Genomic DNA, 16,246 nt, shown 5'->3' with positions numbered 1-16,246 from the left:
CGGAATCATCGGGTCACGTCAGCGGCCACCGAAGACCGCCCGCCGCGGGCCGTCGGTCACGAACGAAGTCAGCCCCGCCTCGGCGTCCTCTGTCGAGAACACCGACGCGAACAGCGCATCCTCCAGTCGCAGGCCGGCCTCTAGAGGACCTTCGAGCCCGACATCGACAGCCTGCTTGGCGGCGCGCAACGCAATCGGTGCTCTCGCAGCCAGCGCCCTCGCGAGCGTCAGCGCCGTGTCCACGACCTCCGCGGTCGGGACCGCCTCATCGACCAACCCCCACTCAACTGCCTGCTGCCCGGTGAGCGTGTCGCCGAAGTAGATCATGCGCTTCGCACGCGACGTGCCGATCAACCGCGGCAGACGCTGGGTCCCGCCGCCCCCCGGGATGAGCCCGAGGTGAATCTCGGGCAGGCCCCAGGTCGCGTCGATCGCGCTCACGCGAAAGTCCGCCGCCAGCGCCAACTCGCACCCACCTCCCAGTGCGTAGCCAGTCACCGCAGCCACGACCGGCACCGGGATCGACGCGATCGCACTGACTGCCTCGGAGATTCGCTCCAGCCCGCGCACAGCGAAGCCCCGGTCAGTTCCAGCCATCTCCCGGATGTCGTCGCCGGCCGCGAAATGCCGCGCACCGGTGATCACCACGGCACCGAGATCAGGCTGCACCGCCAGATCACGGGCAACCGCGATCAGCTGGTCTTTGGTGGGTCCATCGATCGCATTGACAGGGGGACGATCGAGGGTGAGCACCGCAACCCGCCGCGCTCCGGCGAACTCATCGTCCGCCACCGTGATCCTTGACTGCGACATCAATGCTCCGTCCTCCGGCCTCAGCGGTCCTCGCGAGGCTAGGACGCGACGCACCGAACCCGGTAGTGGTGTCGTGGAGGTTTCTCCCTGCGGAACATGTGCTCCGTCCGGGTCGGCCACTCGCCCGCGCCCCTAGAGTCCCAACCGCAGCCACTCAGGAGGTGGGAATCGGTGCAGGCAGTCTCCGCGGTGTCCATCGACCCCAACGATCCACTCAGCGGGTCGCTCCCCAACGCAATCTGGTCCCGAAGCCGGACGGCCTGTCGTTCGCGGAGGCTGCATGCTCCCCACCGCGTGGCTGACCGCGTACCGCATGCTCTTCGTCAATGGCCGTGCCAAGCCCGGCCAGACCGTGCTCATCCAGGGCGCAACGGGAGGGCGCATCAGCATCCATCGCGCTCGCCCGTGCTACCGGTTGTCGTGTCTGGGCCGCCGCGAGAACCGAGGCCAAGGCCCGTCCGCGCTGGAATTCGGTGCCCATGCCTCATTTCTCCCCGGTCAACGCCTCCCCGAGCCGGTCGACCTCGTGATCGAGACGGTTGGCGAGGCGACCTGGCCCACTCCGTGCGCTCGCTGCGACCAGGTGGCACGATCGTCATCTCTGGCGCAACCTCGGGGGCGAATCCGACTGCCATTCTCAACCGCATACAGAGCTCCAAGAGCTCCTGCGACTCCTCGACGCCACTGGCCTGAGACCGCACGTTGATCGCCAGGTACCGATCTCCCAGGCCCGTGAGGCATTCGCCGCAATGCAGTCGGGATCCCTTGTGGGCAAGGCCGTCCTCACGGTCGGCGACACCGGAGCGCCCGACCCCAACGTCCCTTCTCACCCAACGCCCCGCGAACCTATCGCCCCCCACTGAGGCAAGGAGACCCCAATGCCCAACCCCGTGCCCGTCTACAGCCGGTTCGTCAACGTGGGCGGAATCCGCACCCACTACCTGGACGCCGGCGACGGCCCCCCGATCGTGCTGCTGCACTCGGGCGAGTTCGGAGGCTGCGCCGAGATCTGCTGGGAGCACAACACCGCGGCGCTCGCGACCAAGCACCGCGTCATCGCACCCGACTGGCTCGGTTTCGGCCAGACCGACAAGCTACGCGACTTCGTTTCCGGCTCGGATCGCATGGTCCGTCACATGGCAGCGTTCCTCGACACGATCGCCATCGACGAGGCCGACTTCGTCGGCGTGTCCATGGGCGCGACGACACTCCTCCGCGAGGCCGCCTCCGGCAGGTGCCGTTTCCCTGTTCGGCGCATGGCAATAGCCAGCGGTGGCGGATTCGTCCCCGACAACGAGGAGCGGCGCAAGGGCCTGACCTATGACGGCACGCCGAACGCAATGCGGGAGATCCTTGAGGCCAACTTCTCCGACGCACGGTGGTACGACGACGAGGACTACATTGCTCGCCGCGTTGCTGCAAGCAACGCCCCCGGGGCTTGGGAGGCGGTTGCCGCGGCCCGATTCAAGTCCCCGGTGCTCCCCCCACGTGAGCAGTTCGGACAACCCGATACGATCGCCTACGAGAAGATCCCCTACCCCACGCTGGCCATGGCAGGCAGTGAAGACAAGCTGCGCGAACCCGGCTACCACGAGGTGCTCAACCGCATCCCGACCTCTGAGGTCGTCGTACTCCAAGGGGCCGGCCACCTGCTGAACATCGAACGCGCCAGCGAGTTCAACAGCCTCGTCCTCGACTTTCTGAGGTAGCGAACCGCGGTCGCGTGTTCTGCATCGGGGAATGCATGACCGCAGCATGAACGTGAGCGCCCCAGCGCGGCATGGTTGGTAACCATGACCACACACGACTCCCCGATCCAGTTGAAGGCGGTCAGCGCAGCCGACCAGCCGGACGTGACGCCAGCCCTTCAGGAGCTCTACCGCGGCTTCGAGCAGGAGCTCTTGGTCCCCCTGTGGACCGAGATCGGCGACCTCATGCCCGCCCAGCCGCGGTCACGCGCCGTGCCCCACATCTGGCGTTGGGAGAATCTCCTGCGCCTTGCCGAGCAGGCAGGTGACCTCGTCCCGGTAGGACGCGGTGGCGAGCGCCGTGCGATCGCGCTCGCCAACCCCACACTCGTCGGCCGGCCCTTTGCCACCCCGACGCTGTGGGCGGCCATCCAATACCTGATGCCCGGCGAGGACGCGCCCGAGCACCGGCATACCCAGCATGCCTTCCGCTTCGTCGTCGAGGGTTCGGGCGTGTGGACGGTCGTCGGCGGTGACGCCGTACCGATGAACCGCGGCGACTTCCTCCCCCAGGCGGGCTGGAACTGGCACGCGCACCACAACGCGACCTCGGAGCCGATGGCATGGATTGACGGCCTGGACATCCCGTTCCAGTACGCGAACGAGGCGCAGTTCTTTGAGTTCGGTCGCGAGGAGATCAGCGACGCCGAGCGGATCACGCCCGAGCGGTCCCGCTCCGAGCAGCTCTGGGCACACCCGGGCCTGCGCCCTGTCGGCGTCGCGCACACCGCCCCCGGTTCGCCACTGCTCGCCTACAAGTGGGAGTACACCGACCGCGCCCTGACCGACCAGCTCGAGCTCGAGAGGGCGGGCCACCCCGGCACCGTCGAGCCAGGCCACGCCGCCGTCCGCTTCTCGAACCCGGTCGACGGCTCCGACGTTCTCCCGACGGTCCGCGCGGAGTTCCACCGCATCGCCCGCGGCGCGGAGACCACCCCGGTCCGCGAGACCGGCTCTTCGGTCTACCAGGTCTTCGACGGCGCCGGCACCGTCACCGTCGGTGACGAGACCTGGTCGGTGACGCGCGGCGACCTGTTCGTCGTCCCGTCGTGGCAGCCGTTCTCAGCCAGGTCCGAGGCAGGGATGTCCGACTCCGACTCCGGCGCACTCGACCTCTTCCGCTTCTCCGACTCCCCTGTCTTCGAGGCGCTCCGCCTCGACCGCACCCAGAAGGACGCCTGACATGAAGCTCGCCACCATCCGCATCGACGGCACCACGCGCGCCGTGAAGCTGGACGGCGACACCCTCGTCGACCTCGGGTACGACGACCTCCGCGCCTGGCTCGCCGCCGGCTCCCCCACCGCCCCGGCCGACGCAGGGACTTATGCGCTGGAGGCCGCGGACTTCGCTCCGGTCGTGCCGAACCCGTCGAAGATAATCTGCGTCGGCCACAACTACAAGAACCACATTCAGGAGATGGGCCGGGAGCTGCCGTCGTACCCGACGCTGTTCCCGAAGTTCGCCGATACTCTCCTCGGCGCGAACGACCCGATCGTCAAGCCGGCCGAGACCGACGCCCTGGACTGGGAGGTCGAGCTGGTCATCGTGATCGGCAAGGAGGTACGGCACGCGCGGGGCGCCGACGCCGAGGCGGCCATCGCGGGGTTCACCGTCATGAACGACGTCTCGGTGCGCGACTGGCAGTTCCGGACGATCGAGTGGACGCAGGGGAAGATCTGGGACTCCTCTACCCCGGTCGGCCCGTTCGTGACGACCCCCGAGGATGTCGGCGGCGTCCGTCCGGCGCTCGAGGTGAAGACAACCGTCGATGGACAGGTGATGCAGCAGGACAACACCGGGACGCTGCTCTTCGATCCGGTGTTCCTGGTCGAGTACATCTCCACGATGATCACCCTCCGGCCCGGCGACCTGATCGCCACCGGCACACCTGCTGGCGTTGGCCACGCCCGCGACCCGAAGGTCTACCTCGTTGGCGGCGAGGCCGTCGTGACCGAGATCGAGGGCCTCGGCGCGTGCACGAACCAGGTGGTGAAGGAGGCGTGATGTCGCGCACTCCAGGCGATTCACGAGACTGGATGGAGCAGGGAACCCGACTCCTCCTCAAGACCATCGAGGGACTCGCGGACGAGGACTACGACGCCCCGACGCTCCTGCCTGGCTGGACCCGGAAGAATCTGATTGCTCACGTGGCCGCCAACGCCGACGCGCTTGGCAACCTGGTCGAGTGGGCAGCGACCGGCCAGGTGACCCCGATGTATGCCTCGCCCGAGGAACGTGCAGCAGGGATCCTCCGCGGCCCCCAGATGAATGCTGCCGAGCTGTCACAGTGGCTGACCAGGTCGGCCCACGAGCTCGCGGACGCCGCCGCAGCCCTGACCAAAGAACAGCGGCAGGCCAAGGTGCTAACAGCGCAGGGGCGCACCGTGCTCGCGACGGAGATCCCCTGGATGCGCACCCGAGAGGTCTGGATCCACGCCGTCGACCTCGACCTAGGAATCACCTTCGCCGACCTGCCGCCCGATCTCCTTGCCGCCCTGGTCGAGGACATTTGCGCGAAGCGGGGTCTGGAGTCGTCCGCCCTTCCCGACGGACCGCTGCCTGATGTCGCCGCTTGGCTCGCCGGACGCCCGCATGGCCTGACTGGGACGCCCTCGCTCGGTCCCTGGCTCTGAAGAGGCCCACACGACCGGGAGACCCCCGCGCTACCTAGCCACCTACGCGGACATCGCCGCCCTCCAGAGTGCCTCGCCCCGCTCCTTCCGTCGGACGGTGGCCACCGAGATAACGAGGTCTACGAGGCCGAAGCCGCCATGCAGTGCCTCGGCGTACCTCCAGGACGGTCACCGAGCGGCAGTACGTCGACCGCACGTTCGTGTGCCGGGGTAAAGAGCGGCTCGTATCCGGCTCTGGCGCCGAGCGATGACCGTGCCCTCGTGCTCTGAGCGCCCGGTCAAGTCTCAGCAGGTGGTGTACGACGTCATCGTGATTCGTCGTGGTCTGGTTAGGCGCTGATCGCGCCGATGTCGGTGTTGGCCTCCTGGTCGGTCTCGGTGGTGATCAGGGTCAGGCGGCTCTTGGCGAGGACGTCGAGACCGAGGTAGCGGCGTCCGTCGGCCCATTCGTCGTGTTGCTCGGCCAGGACGGCGCCGACGAGCCGGATGATCGAGCCGCGGTCGGGGAAGATTCCAACAACGTCGGTGCGCCGGCGGATCTCGCGGTTGAGGCGTTCGTTGGGGTTGTTCGACCAGATCGGCTGGCGCCACGGACCCGCGCTCGACCTCGGCCGGCGGTGGGAGGCGGCCGAGGTCGGGCCGGCCCTGCGGGAGCTGCTCGCCGCCGGCCCTGCTCCGGAGCCGGTGTACGGCGCCTGAGGGGAGAGCTGGATCGGCTTGCTCTGCGGGGGGCTTCATCAAGGGATGAAGGCGAACCCGCGCTTCCCCGGGCGTGCTCGGGCTGGGAAGCGCGGTTTCATCAAGGGATGAAGGCGAGGCAACAGCGTCGTCCGCGGCGGGCGCCAGACCGCTTTGGGGAACGCGGTGAACGCGAGGACGTCTGCGCGGGCCGCGTCGAGGTGGTCATGGACTTCGGGCAGGGAGGTCTCGATTCGGTCCAGCAGCTTGTCGTACTGGGCGTGCACCGCGTCGGCGTCGATCTGGTCGAAGACGCTGTGCAGCATCGCTTTGACGCCGCCCCAGGCGTGCCTGGGACACAGCGACATCAGGTTGAACGTGTAGTGGGGTGCGGCAGCGTTGCCAGCTGGCACCGAGCAGGTTCGCCCCGATCGCGTCGACCAGGCCGGCATGGGCATCGGAGGTCACCAGCGTGACACCGTTCAGGCCGCGGGCGACCAGGTCCGCAGAAGTTGGTGTTCCAGCCCGCCCCGGACTCACTCGTGGAGGTGGCGACGCCGAGGATCTCGCGGAACCCGTCGGCGTTGACGCCGGTGGCGACCATGACCGCGATCTTGATGACCCGCCCGCCTTCGCGGACCTTCATCGTGAGTGCGTCGGCTGCGACGAACGTGTACGGCCTCTCGTCCAGCGGGCGTTCCCGGAAGTCACGAACGAGCTCGTCGAGCTCGCGGGCCATCACCGAGACCTGCGACTTCGACAGACCGGTGATCCCGACGCTTCGCACCAGCCGGTCCATCCGTCGAGTCGAGACGCCGGGTCGAGACCCCGGGTCGAGATCCCGAGCAGGTAGCAGGTCGCGACCACGCTGGTCAGCGCTGCCTCTGCCCGGCGGCGGCGCTCGCGCAACCACTCGGGGAAGTACGATCCCTCGCCCAGCTTGGGGACCGCGACGTCGAGGGTGCCGACCCGGGTGTCGAGGTCGCGGTGGCGGTAACCGTTGCGACTGTTGGTCCTCGCCGCATCCCGGACGCCATAGGCGCCGCAGACGCTGTCGGCATCGGCGGAGAGCAGCGTGTTGACGAACCCCTGCATCAACTCACGCAGCAGATCTGGGCTGGCCTGGGACAAGTGCTCGTGCAGGAACTCGGCAGGGTCGATACTGGATTTCGCGGTCATCGTGGTGCCCTTCTTCGAGTGGGTTGTAGAAGATCTCTCGAAGAATCACGCGGTGACCGCACCCACGTCTACAAGTAGCTGAGGGTCACCGCGTCGTAGACCACTCTGCTGGACGCAACTCAGGACTGCACGCCCCTAGTTGAGGCGTCGCGTCTCAGGCGAACGCGCAGCGGACGACTCCGAGGCCTTCGATCTCCGCGACAACCAAGTCGCCCTCGACGACCGGAGCCACCGGACCCAGGGCACCTGATAGGACGACGTCTCCGGCTCGCAACGGCTGACCCAGTTCCAGACTCGTCCGAGCTAACCACGAGAGGGCGAGGAGAGGGTCGCCCAGACACGCTGTCCCGATCCCTGACGACACCTCCGTGTCGTTCACTCGCATGGTCATGGTGACGTCGACAGGTTCACGTCGTCGAGGGACATCGGCGCGGAGCCCAGCAGGCTTGCGGATCTCGATCTCCATCTGCTGGCGACGGCTCTCCCAACGCAGCGGACGAGCTCCTCACGCTCGCTAGTCGACAGGCCTTCCTTGCGGCTGGAGTCGAAGTCTCGCCGAGTGTCAAGCCATGTCAGCGCCTGAGCAGATGCACTGTTCCCGTGGTTGACTCTGATTCTGGTCAGAGATCTGCTGGATCAAGCGTGATTGCTACCCGCAACGCGGCCTCCTTGAGGGCGGTCACGCAGCTCTCAAGCTGCTCTGGACCCGCCATCGGCCGAGCGAGTCGAAGGCCGATAGCGACAGCCAAGGCGCCATCAGACGTAGTGACAGGAACGAAGATGCGCCGGATCGAGCCCGCGGGCGCAGCGGTGGAGTCGCCGTGCTTCACTGGCAACTCAGCGAGGGCTCGACGTTGCTCCGCGGTCAGGGCACTGATCATCGCCGAGAGCTCGCGCCTGTTGATCTGCTCCGTGAACCATGCGAGGTGGGTGCTTTCCACCATGACCGAATAGCCGCGGTCGCGGTCCTCGCGGATGCGCTCCCTCCACACCCGACGTTCGTCGTCCGTCTTCACTCGGGCAAGCCACGCCTCGACGGTCGGCGGCGGCTGCCATGCCATCAGAGGGGCGCCCATCGGCGGCACGAGCGGGAAGCGCTGTCCCACGGTCGACCAGGACGTCCCGTCAGCGAACTCTCCGGCACTGGCCAAAAGCACCACCGCCTCGCCGACGACGCTCGACGCCACGACCTGGCAGTCGAAGCGCGACGCAAGCGCGTCCATCTCGGAGCGGGCTGCGTCGGCGATGCGCAGATGGTCGAAGAGATCGACGTCGCTCGCCGTCATGGCCGAGGTCGCGAACCCTCCGTAGCCCCCGCGGAAAAACAGCAGGGGCATCGCGCTGGCTGCGAACTCGAGCTCACGCACTCGTCCGATAACGATCTCGTGGTCGCCCGCATCAAGTACCTCGGCGAGGTCGCAGTCTATGTAGGCTGCGACCCCCTCGATCACCGGCGAGCCCGATGACGCCGGACGCCATGGAACTTCTTGGAACTTGTCGGCCGCTTTCGAGGCGAAGGTCCGGCACACCTCGACCTGGTCGACGGAAAGCACGTTCACACAGAAGGTCGGCGAGTCCCTCAGCTTCGGCCACGTCGTGGAGGACTTGGCGGGCATGAATCCCACCAGGGGCGGATCAAGGGAGACCGAGCTGAACGAGCCCACAGTCATCCCGACGGGCTTCCCGTCTGTTCCGAGCGCGGCGATGATACAGACGCCGGTCGGATACTGGCCAAGTACCTGGCGAAATTGGTTCGAGTCGAACGTCATGCGAGTCATCTCCCCTCCACTACGACAGCGCATTCAACATTGCTTTCCTGCTGGCGCATCGTCGCCCCCGTCCGCTCATGCGCGGAGGATTCGATGAAGACCGGGGCGCCCTCCGTCGCATCGCATGAAGCCATCAGTGGAGCAACCAACTCGGTTCCCGGCCTCATCGCTCCTCCATCGCCTTGCCTCGAGACCGCCGCAGAATGTGGTCGTCGTCATGGCAGCGGGCGGCTAGCTGGCTGCGACCGCCTCTGCCAGCTGCAGAACTACCGCCAGTGCCTGGCCGTACACGCGGTTTAGGCCCACTTGAGCCCCACGACCCGAATCCCCTGTGCTGGCATCTCGAGAGCCGCGCCGCGAGCAATCCGCTGTGCCAGCAGCATGGCGCACCTCCCCTTGCGACTAGTGCCCGCTTCACCTAGGGCACTCACAGTCTCGCACTGCGGCCGCGACCACCAGGTTGCAGACGAGGACGAGCTCGACACCACCGGCCACCGCAGACCCTCGACCGCTGCGACTTTCGCATCACAGATGCCTGCCTGCTCCAGCTCATCCCTGCGCGGTCCTGGACCTGTTGCACGGATGCGCGCCAACGGCGCGAGTGAGTGCCTCTCCGCCTCGGCCAGGCACATGTCCCGACGATCGACCGGCGGGCGGCAGTGTTCTTCGTAGACGGTGGGCGACCCGCACGACACCCAGCGAAGACCTTCGTCTGTAGTGAATCCGCACTTCGTCGCTTCAACGGCAACCCCCAACCCGATCCGCCGAGGTCGTCATGTGGTCAGTCGACGGTCGGCACGAGGCCGACGGCGCGAATTCCTGCGACGGCGGCAGCCTCGTCGTTGTCGGAGGTGTCCCCCGACACGCCAACCGCGCCCTGGAGCACGCCAGTGGAGTCGTGTACGAGTACGCCGCCGGGCACCGGCACAAGGGCTCCTCCGATAGCGGAAGTGGCGGCGGCGATGAAGTAGGGTTGCTGCTCGGCGCGAGCCATCAGCGCCCGGGACCCAACACCCAGCGACAGCGCTCCGTTGGCCTTTCCGAACGCGATCTCGAACCGCTTGTTGGAAGCACCGTCCTGGCGTTCGGCAGCGATGACGTGCCCGCCAGGATCGAGCACCACGCTGGTCAGCGGCTTGAGGCTGTGCGTCGCGGCGAACGCCTCGATAGCGGAGATGAGCTTACGGGCATTATCGAGGGTGATGCTCACGCGTGACTCCTGGTCTGCTCAGCCTTCTTGGAGAGGCGGTGGCTGTGGAGAATGGGCTCGGTGTAACCGGCCGGCTGCTGAACCCCCTCGAGGAGGAGTTCGCGCGCTGCAAGGAACGCCTCTCCATCGAAGTCGGGGGCCATCGGTTCGTAGCCGACTTCAGCCGCGTTCTGCTCGTCCACGATGAGAGCCATACGTCGGAGGGACGCCTCAACCTCGGAGCGGGTGACGACGCCGTGGAGAAGCCAGTTGGACACCAATTGCGCGCTGATTCGACAGGTAGCCCGATCCTCCATCAGAGGCGTTCCAGAACGGTCCGGGACCTTGGAGCACCCGATGCCGGCGTCTACCCAGCGAACGACGTAACCCAACGTACTCTGCACGTTGTTGTCGAGCTCGTCGCGTCGGTCCTTGTCCGACCAGTCCGCCGCGGTGCCCAGTGGAATGGTCAGGAGGTCGGCCAGAGCCCGTCGTCGCGGCTTCGCGAGCAGCTCGCGCTGCCGCTCGTGGACATCGACCTGATGGTAGTGCAGCGCGTGAAGGGTAGCTGCCGTCGGAGAGGGCACCCAGGCGCAGCTTGCCCCCGCCTGGGGATGAGCAACCTTGTCACGCAGCATGTCTGCGAGGTTGTCGGGCGCGGCCCACATGCCCTTGCCGATCTGAGCGCGTCCGAGGAACCCACACTCCAGGGCAATGTCGACGTTCTGCTCCTCGTACGCCCGGATCCACGGCTGGTTCTTCATGGCCGCCTTGCGGACCATCGCGCCGGCGAAAGTGGAGGTTCGGATCTCGTCGCCGGTCCGGTCGAGAAAGCCGGTGTTGATGAAGGCAACGCGATCCCGGGCCGCCCAGATGCATGCCTTGAGGTTGGCTGAGGTCCTACGCTCCTCATCCATGATGCCGATCTTGATCGTCAGCGGCATCAGGCCGAGGGCCCGCTCGACGAGCCGGAACATCTCGCACGCGAAGGCAACCTCGGCCGGACCGTGCATCTTGGGCTTCACGACGTAGATCGCGCCCTTGCGCGAGTTCTTCCCGGCGCTCGGACCCTCCACGTCGTGCTTGCTGCACAATCCGGTCACCAGCGCATCCAGGATGCCCTCTGGGATGGGACGGCCGTCTGCGTCGAGCACTGCATCGGTGAACATGTGGTGCCCGACCTGGCGGATGAACAGGAGGGACGTCCCAGGGAGCGTAAGCGTTCCGCCGGACGGCGCGGTGTAGGTGCGGTCACCGTTCATCACCCGGGTGAAGGTGTGATCGCCCTTGACCACCTCGGCTTGCAGAGAGCGCTGCATCAGCCCGAGCCAGTTGCGGTAGCCCGCCACCTTGTCCGCGGAGTCAACGGCGGCGACCGAGTCCTCGAGATCCATGATCGCGGTGACTGCTGACTCCAGGACCACGTCCTGGACGCCCGCCTGGTCGCGTGCGCCGACCGGATGCTCGCGGTCGACCTGAATCTCGACGTGTAGACCGTGCCTCCGGAGAAGGATGCTCGACGGGGCCGTTGACGAACCGACGTATCCGGCCAGCTGGTCGGGCTGGGCCAGCGCGGCCTGGCCATCCTGCAGGGCGACCCTGAGGTTGCCGTCGACCACCGAGTAGCTGGTGACGTTGGCATGCGAGCCATTGGTCAGCGCGAAGTGCTCATCAAGGAAGCTTCGGGCGTAGCTGACGACCGCATCACCTCGGGCGGTGTTGTAGCCGTTCGTGCGCTCCAGGCCCATTGATTCGGCGATGACGTCCGATCCGTACAGCGCGTCGTACAGCGAGCCCCATCTCGCGTTGGCGGCGTTGATGGCGAACCGCGCATTCAGAAGCGGGACGACCAGCTGCGGTCCCGGCTGCTCGGAGATCTCGGTGTCGACGCCGCTCGTGGTTATCTGGAAGTCAGCTGGTTCTTCGACCAGGTAGCCGAGTGACCGCAAGTAGTCCTCCTCGCCCACGGCGCCGCGGGCCGAACCGACCTCGTCGAGTGCGTTCTGGAAGACTTCGCGTCGATGAAGAAGATCATGGAGCCGGGGAGCCAGGTCTTCCAAGATCTCCTCGGTCCTGCGCCAAAACGTTGCTTCGTCCAAACCTGCGCCCGGGATCGCCTCGTTCCTGATGAAGGCGTGGAGGTCAGCGGACACCTGCAGTCGGCCAGTCTGGATCCGTTCCATCTTCCCGCCTTCGATTTCGTATGGTGAAATACAAATACTGCATTACGAAACTATAGGAGCCTTAGCATGATGTCAAAGAAGCCTGCGACGTCCAACCCGGGCGGGGTGCAGTCCGTCAACCGAGCTCTTGACCTACTGGAATGCGTCGCTCACCGTCAGGCGATGACGTTGGCTGAGATGGCCGCCGAGGTTGCCCTTCCGGCACCAACCGCCTACCGGCTGGCGCGCACACTGGTTGATCGGGGCTACCTGCGCCAACTGCCGGATCGTTCGTATTCGCTCGGATTTCGCTTGGTGCCGCTCGGCAGCGCCGCGCATCGGCTGGTCGGGATCGATGCGCAGCAAGTCCTGACCGATCTGGTCGAGGATCTGGGCGAAACTGCGAACCTGGCGCTGCTCGTGGGCGCTCAGGCCGAGTACGTTGCCCAGGTCCCGGCAAACTTCTCGATGCGGATGTTCACCGAGGTCGGGCGTCGAGTCGAGTTGCACGCGACAGGCGTCGGCAAGGCGTTGATGGCCCAGATGGATGACGCCGCCATCAGTCGGGTCGTTCGAGCGCGCGGCCTTTCGCGCTACACCCCCCACACGATCGTGACCGAGACGGCGTTGGCCGCCGAGCTCGGCCGCATTCGTGAGCAAGGGTTCGCTCTGGACGAGCAGGAGCAAGAAGTCGGAGTGCGCTGCGTGGCCGTCCCGCTCGCTGTCGGCGCCGGGTCCTGGATGGCGGTCTCGGTGTCGGGGCCGGTGACCAGGATGACCAACGACGTTGTGGAGCGGGCCGTGCCGCTCCTGCAAACGGCGGCATCGCGATTGGTCGACCGGATGTCAGAGTCTGAGCCGAGTGCTTGACAGCCAGTGGGGGGAAGTCACACTGTGGAATCACAATTCCGTGGATTGAAATGACGTGAGTGACATGCCAACTGGTGTCGTCCCCGATCTGGACGCCCTCATGCAGTCTCTGCCCGATGATTCGCTTGTTGTCGAGCCCGATCGCATGGCCAACTATCGGTGGGACCGGGCCCACGACCCCGACGCCGGGATGCCCCTGGCGGTGGTAAGAGCCACATGCACGGAGGACGTCCAGGCCGCGGTCAGATTCGCGTCCGCCCATGGCATCCCCGTGGTCACTCGCGGAGCCGGCACCGGACTTTCGGGCGGATCGTCCGCCGTCGATGGATGCATCGTGGTCTCGACGGAGCGCATGAGGGCCATCGAGGTCGACCCGAACACCCGGACGGCAACGGTGGGGCCCGGTCTGATGAATGGCGAAGTGAAAGCTGCCGTCGCGGAGCATGGGCTGTGGTACCCCCCTGATCCATCGTCGTTCGAGATCTGCTCCATCGGCGGGAACGTCGCGACCAACGCCGGCGGGTTGTGCTGCGCGAAGTACGGGGTGACGACCGACTACGTCCTGGGCATGACGGTCGTCCTTGCCGACGGGACTGCGGTCGAGCTCGGCGGACCGCGTCTCAAGGACGTCGCCGGCCTGTCCCTCACCAAGCTCTTCGTCGGCAGCGAGGGGACGCTCGGAATCATCACGCGCGTAGTGCTTCGACTGCTCCCGGCGCCGCGGATCCCGGCGACGCTGGTGGCGACGTTCGGCACCCTTGAGGCCGCATGCACAGCCGTCTTGGCCATCACCCGTCGCATGCGGCCGTCGATGCTCGAGTTCATGGACAAGGCGTCGATCAACGCGGTGGAGGACATGACGCGGATGGGGCTAGACCGCGACGCCGAAGCTCTGTTGGTCATGCAGTCCGACGAGCCGACGGGATTTGCAGCTGTCGAAATCGCGGCCATGGCGAAGTTCTGCGAGGCGAGCGGCGCAACCGAGGTGTTCTCGACCGACGATCCCGACGAAGGTGAGGCATTCGTGACTGCGCGCCGGATTGCGATACCGGCAATCGAGCGCCGTGGTTCGTTGTTGCTCGAAGACGTAGGAGTTCCAGTCCCCCGGCTCGGCGATCTCGTCATGGGCATCGCCACCATCTCACGCGCCCACGACGTTGAGATCGCGGTCATCGCGCACGCCGCAGACGGCAACACTCATCCCTTGATCGTCTTCGATCCTATGGACGCCGAGCAGAAGTCGCGGGCGCAGGCCGCGTACGGCGAGGTGATGGAACTGGCCGTGGGTCTGGGGGGCACGATCACCGGCGAGCATGGCGTCGGGCGCCTAAAGAAGCCCTGGCTCGGTCTGTATCTCGGCGACGACGTCATGGCTCTGAACAGGCGGATCAAGAACGCGCTCGACCCGGACGGGATCCTCAACCCGGGATGCGTGTTGTGAGACGCTTTCAGGCCTGGCACGCTCCTCGCCGGCCTCCAGCAAGCCGGAAGGAACTGAAACACGCCCATCCAGGCCGATAGCAGTTGGTAGGACGGCCCCACCATCCGCTGCTGACGTCGACAGACACGCTCAAGCGTTGCCGCTCGTGGGTCGGAGGCCTCGACAAGCGACCGATCGACTGCCAGGACAGAGCCGGGTTCGTCGTCAATGCCCTGCTGATCCCGTTCATCCTCAGTGCGATCAGGATGTTCGAGTCGGGATTTGCATCGGCGGAGGACATCGACCGCGGCCTGGTTCTAGGGGCGGCCCATCCACAGGGCCCATTAGCGCTGGCGGACCTGATCGGCCTGGACACGACCCAAGCGGTCGCAGAATCCCTGCATCAAGAGTTCAAGGAACCACTCTACGCCGCTCCCCCGCTCCTCCAGCGAATGGTGGACGCTGGCCTGCTCGGTCGCAAGACGGGGCGCGGGTTCCACACCTACTGAGCTACGCGGACGGCGGAGTCGACCGCGACGACGCACCTGATCCATGGGAACTCCGTCGCGAGCACGGATCGGCAAGGAGTCCGGACGCCGACCTCGGCGACCGAGTCGTCTGTCAGAGAGGCGGCCGGCCGCGCAGCCGCCTATTGGTAGTCACCAGCGTAGACGTCGCGGTACCGGTGATTCGACCGCGCAACGCTTCGTGAGACCTGCGACGGTCGGGCACCCTTCCCGGGCCCTGCTCGGGCGGCAGCGTCGTGTCGACCAGGCGTTGCGCGCGGTAGCGACCTACCAACACGGATCTCGACCAAGAAGTCGGCACCCAGGCGAGGACAGGGGCTGCGGACACGACAATCGGCGAACTCGAGGTGCTCGGTCTGAGGCTACGTCCGCGCTCGACGCGAGGAGCGACCAGAAGCCTTCAGCGGATGAGCGTCGCCCCGGGACCCAGCAACTGACGCGCCATGACAATCCGCTGGATCTGGTTGGTGCCCTCGTAGATCTGAGTGATCTTGGCGTCCCGCATCATCCGTCGACCGGAAAGTCCTGGGTGTAGCCATATCCGCCGAGAAGTTGGACTGCGTCGGTCGTGATCTTCATCGCGACATCAGATGCAAAGCAATTGGCGGCCGCGCCGAAGAAGGCCAGATCGCCGTCGTCGCGCTCCGACTTGGCAGCCGCCACGTAGACCATGTGACGTGACGCTTCAAGCTGCATCGCCATGTCGGCAAGCATGAACTGAAGCCCTTGAAATCGGCCAGGCGTTTCCCGACCTGCTTGCGTTCTCTCGCGAAACCTGTCTGCCGAGCTGCCCGGCATCGACTTCGCCTTCCGCGGGGAGCACCGGCTCGCCGCCCGCCAGCAGGTCTGTGGGGAGAGCGACGACCAGCCGATCCCCGCCGCAGCGGGAACAGTGTCAGGGAGGCGTCGGCGATCGACGGGCGCAGCAGTGATCCGCCACGCGGTCGGCGAGACCTCCACGCTGATCACGCTCGTCGCTGGCGGCCTAAGCATGCTTTGGTCCCGGAGCCGGTCACCGGGCTGGCGCTGGACGGCGTCGTCTATCGGCCCTGGGCCGGCCGACCGTAACCGTCAAACTGGCGGTCGCGCACCGCGCCGACCGTGCCGATCCGCACCTGCCACGGACCGTAGGGAGCATCCGCGGGCTCATCTCGGACGCCGCATCCAGAGCAGCTGCCCCTCGGTGATCGCGGGCGCTCGCACCAAGACCAAACGTCCCCGCTGCGGCCAGAGGCAATCGCCCGAACCCACCTGGGT

Annotated in this window: 14 protein-coding genes and 3 pseudogenes; 9 read left to right on the top strand and 8 right to left on the bottom strand. The window is 66.5% G+C overall.

The features are described from left to right. Positions 1-18: 18 nt before the first annotated feature. Positions 19-792 carry an enoyl-CoA hydratase/isomerase family protein gene (locus ABEA33_RS04865; protein WP_345525483.1) on the bottom strand — a complete coding sequence of 258 codons (774 nt, stop codon included), beginning with the start codon at positions 790-792 and terminating at the stop codon, positions 19-21. A 560-nt stretch (positions 793-1,352) separates the two neighbouring features. On the opposite strand from ABEA33_RS04865, the gene ABEA33_RS27385 reads away from it, so the two are divergent. The 5 genes from ABEA33_RS27385 (at position 1,353) to ABEA33_RS04845 (ending at position 5,195) form a co-directional block, all read left to right on the top strand. After that, positions 1,353-1,676 carry a zinc-binding dehydrogenase gene (locus ABEA33_RS27385; protein ID WP_425577326.1) on the top strand — a complete coding sequence of 108 codons (324 nt, stop codon included), beginning with the start codon at positions 1,353-1,355 and terminating at the stop codon, positions 1,674-1,676. Positions 1,677-1,691: 15 nt separating this feature from the next. Then, positions 1,692-2,522, top strand: a complete 831-nt coding sequence (locus tag ABEA33_RS04860; RefSeq protein WP_345525482.1) for an alpha/beta fold hydrolase — start codon at positions 1,692-1,694, stop codon at positions 2,520-2,522. Positions 2,523-2,606: 84 nt separating this feature from the next. Then, positions 2,607-3,743, top strand: a complete 1,137-nt coding sequence (locus ABEA33_RS04855) for a cupin domain-containing protein (protein WP_345525481.1) — start codon at positions 2,607-2,609, stop codon at positions 3,741-3,743. Position 3,744: 1 nt separating this feature from the next. After that, a complete protein-coding gene (locus ABEA33_RS04850) occupies positions 3,745-4,566 on the top strand; it encodes a fumarylacetoacetate hydrolase family protein (protein ID WP_345525480.1) in 822 nt (273 codons plus the stop codon). A 32-nt stretch (positions 4,567-4,598) separates the two neighbouring features. Then, positions 4,599-5,195, top strand: a complete 597-nt coding sequence (locus ABEA33_RS04845) for a maleylpyruvate isomerase family mycothiol-dependent enzyme (protein WP_345525479.1) — start codon at positions 4,599-4,601, stop codon at positions 5,193-5,195. Between the two features lie 329 nt (positions 5,196-5,524). Here the strand turns inward: ABEA33_RS04845 and ABEA33_RS04840 are convergent. Beyond that, positions 5,525-5,779: pseudogene (locus tag ABEA33_RS04840) on the bottom strand (transposase); the annotation flags it as partial. On the opposite strand from ABEA33_RS04840, the gene ABEA33_RS04835 reads away from it, so the two are divergent. After that, on the top strand, positions 5,742-5,894 hold the full coding sequence (locus tag ABEA33_RS04835) for a hypothetical protein (protein WP_345525478.1): 153 nt from the start codon (positions 5,742-5,744) through the stop codon (positions 5,892-5,894). The pseudogene ABEA33_RS04840 and the gene ABEA33_RS04835 overlap by 38 nt on opposite strands. 143 nt (positions 5,895-6,037) lie before the next feature. Here the strand turns inward: ABEA33_RS04835 and ABEA33_RS04830 are convergent. The 5 genes and pseudogenes from ABEA33_RS04830 to ABEA33_RS04810 all read right to left on the bottom strand — a co-directional run. Continuing rightward, positions 6,038-7,052, bottom strand: a pseudogene (locus ABEA33_RS04830) (IS256 family transposase); the annotation flags it as partial. 154 nt (positions 7,053-7,206) lie between these two features. Beyond that, positions 7,207-7,518 (bottom strand): fumarylacetoacetate hydrolase family protein, encoded by a 312-nt coding sequence (locus ABEA33_RS04825; protein WP_345525477.1) that lies wholly within the window; start codon positions 7,516-7,518, stop codon positions 7,207-7,209. 154 nt (positions 7,519-7,672) lie between these two features. Continuing rightward, complete coding sequence (locus tag ABEA33_RS04820; protein WP_345525476.1) at positions 7,673-8,821, bottom strand: flavin reductase; 1,149 nt, start codon at positions 8,819-8,821, stop codon at positions 7,673-7,675. Between the two features lie 781 nt (positions 8,822-9,602). Continuing rightward, on the bottom strand, positions 9,603-10,031 hold the full coding sequence (locus ABEA33_RS04815; protein WP_345525475.1) for a GlcG/HbpS family heme-binding protein: 429 nt from the start codon (positions 10,029-10,031) through the stop codon (positions 9,603-9,605). Beyond that, positions 10,028-12,193, bottom strand: a complete 2,166-nt coding sequence (locus ABEA33_RS04810) for a malate synthase G (RefSeq protein WP_345525474.1) — start codon at positions 12,191-12,193, stop codon at positions 10,028-10,030. The genes ABEA33_RS04815 and ABEA33_RS04810 overlap by 4 nt, the downstream gene beginning before the upstream one ends. A gap of 66 nt (positions 12,194-12,259) precedes the next feature. Between ABEA33_RS04810 and ABEA33_RS04805 the strand changes: the two genes are divergently transcribed. The 3 genes from ABEA33_RS04805 to ABEA33_RS04795 all read left to right on the top strand — a co-directional run bounded on the left by ABEA33_RS04805 (position 12,260) and on the right by ABEA33_RS04795 (position 14,971). Next, positions 12,260-13,042: an IclR family transcriptional regulator gene (locus ABEA33_RS04805; RefSeq protein WP_345525472.1), complete on the top strand. Its 783-nt coding sequence runs from the start codon at positions 12,260-12,262 to the stop codon at positions 13,040-13,042. Positions 13,043-13,106: 64 nt separating this feature from the next. Next, the gene (locus ABEA33_RS04800) at positions 13,107-14,483 is read left to right on the top strand and encodes an FAD-binding oxidoreductase (RefSeq protein WP_345525627.1); all 1,377 of its coding nucleotides are present in this window, start codon (positions 13,107-13,109) and stop codon (positions 14,481-14,483) included. An 83-nt stretch (positions 14,484-14,566) separates the two neighbouring features. Then, entirely contained in the window at positions 14,567-14,971 is a 405-nt protein-coding gene (locus tag ABEA33_RS04795; protein WP_425577324.1) for a 3-hydroxyacyl-CoA dehydrogenase family protein, read from the top strand. Between the two features lie 418 nt (positions 14,972-15,389). Here the strand turns inward: ABEA33_RS04795 and ABEA33_RS04790 are convergent. Beyond that, positions 15,390-15,787 (bottom strand): annotated as a pseudogene (locus tag ABEA33_RS04790) (acyl-CoA dehydrogenase family protein). Positions 15,788-16,246 lie beyond the last annotated feature (459 nt).

It is taken from the genome of Nocardioides endophyticus, assembly GCF_039543845.1.
Taxonomy (GTDB): Bacteria; Actinomycetota; Actinomycetes; order Propionibacteriales; family Nocardioidaceae; genus Nocardioides; species Nocardioides endophyticus.
The sequence above is the reverse complement of the archived record's forward strand: the minus strand, read 5'-3'. Positions and strand labels throughout refer to the sequence as shown.

Coding starts and splice junctions, on each gene's coding strand:
- ABEA33_RS04860 (WP_345525482.1), top strand. CDS start 1,692: ATGCCCAACCCCGTGCCCGTCTACAGCCGGTTCGTCAACGTGGGCGGA.
- ABEA33_RS04855 (WP_345525481.1), top strand. CDS start 2,607: ATGACCACACACGACTCCCCGATCCAGTTGAAGGCGGTCAGCGCAGCC.
- ABEA33_RS04850 (WP_345525480.1), top strand. CDS start 3,745: ATGAAGCTCGCCACCATCCGCATCGACGGCACCACGCGCGCCGTGAAG.
- ABEA33_RS04845 (WP_345525479.1), top strand. CDS start 4,599: ATGGAGCAGGGAACCCGACTCCTCCTCAAGACCATCGAGGGACTCGCG.
- ABEA33_RS04825 (WP_345525477.1), bottom strand. CDS start 7,518: ATGGAGATCGAGATCCGCAAGCCTGCTGGGCTCCGCGCCGATGTCCCT.
- ABEA33_RS04820 (WP_345525476.1), bottom strand. CDS start 8,821: ATGACGTTCGACTCGAACCAATTTCGCCAGGTACTTGGCCAGTATCCG.
- ABEA33_RS04810 (WP_345525474.1), bottom strand. CDS start 12,193: ATGGAACGGATCCAGACTGGCCGACTGCAGGTGTCCGCTGACCTCCAC.
- ABEA33_RS04805 (WP_345525472.1), top strand. CDS start 12,260: ATGATGTCAAAGAAGCCTGCGACGTCCAACCCGGGCGGGGTGCAGTCC.
- ABEA33_RS04800 (WP_345525627.1), top strand. CDS start 13,107: ATGCCAACTGGTGTCGTCCCCGATCTGGACGCCCTCATGCAGTCTCTG.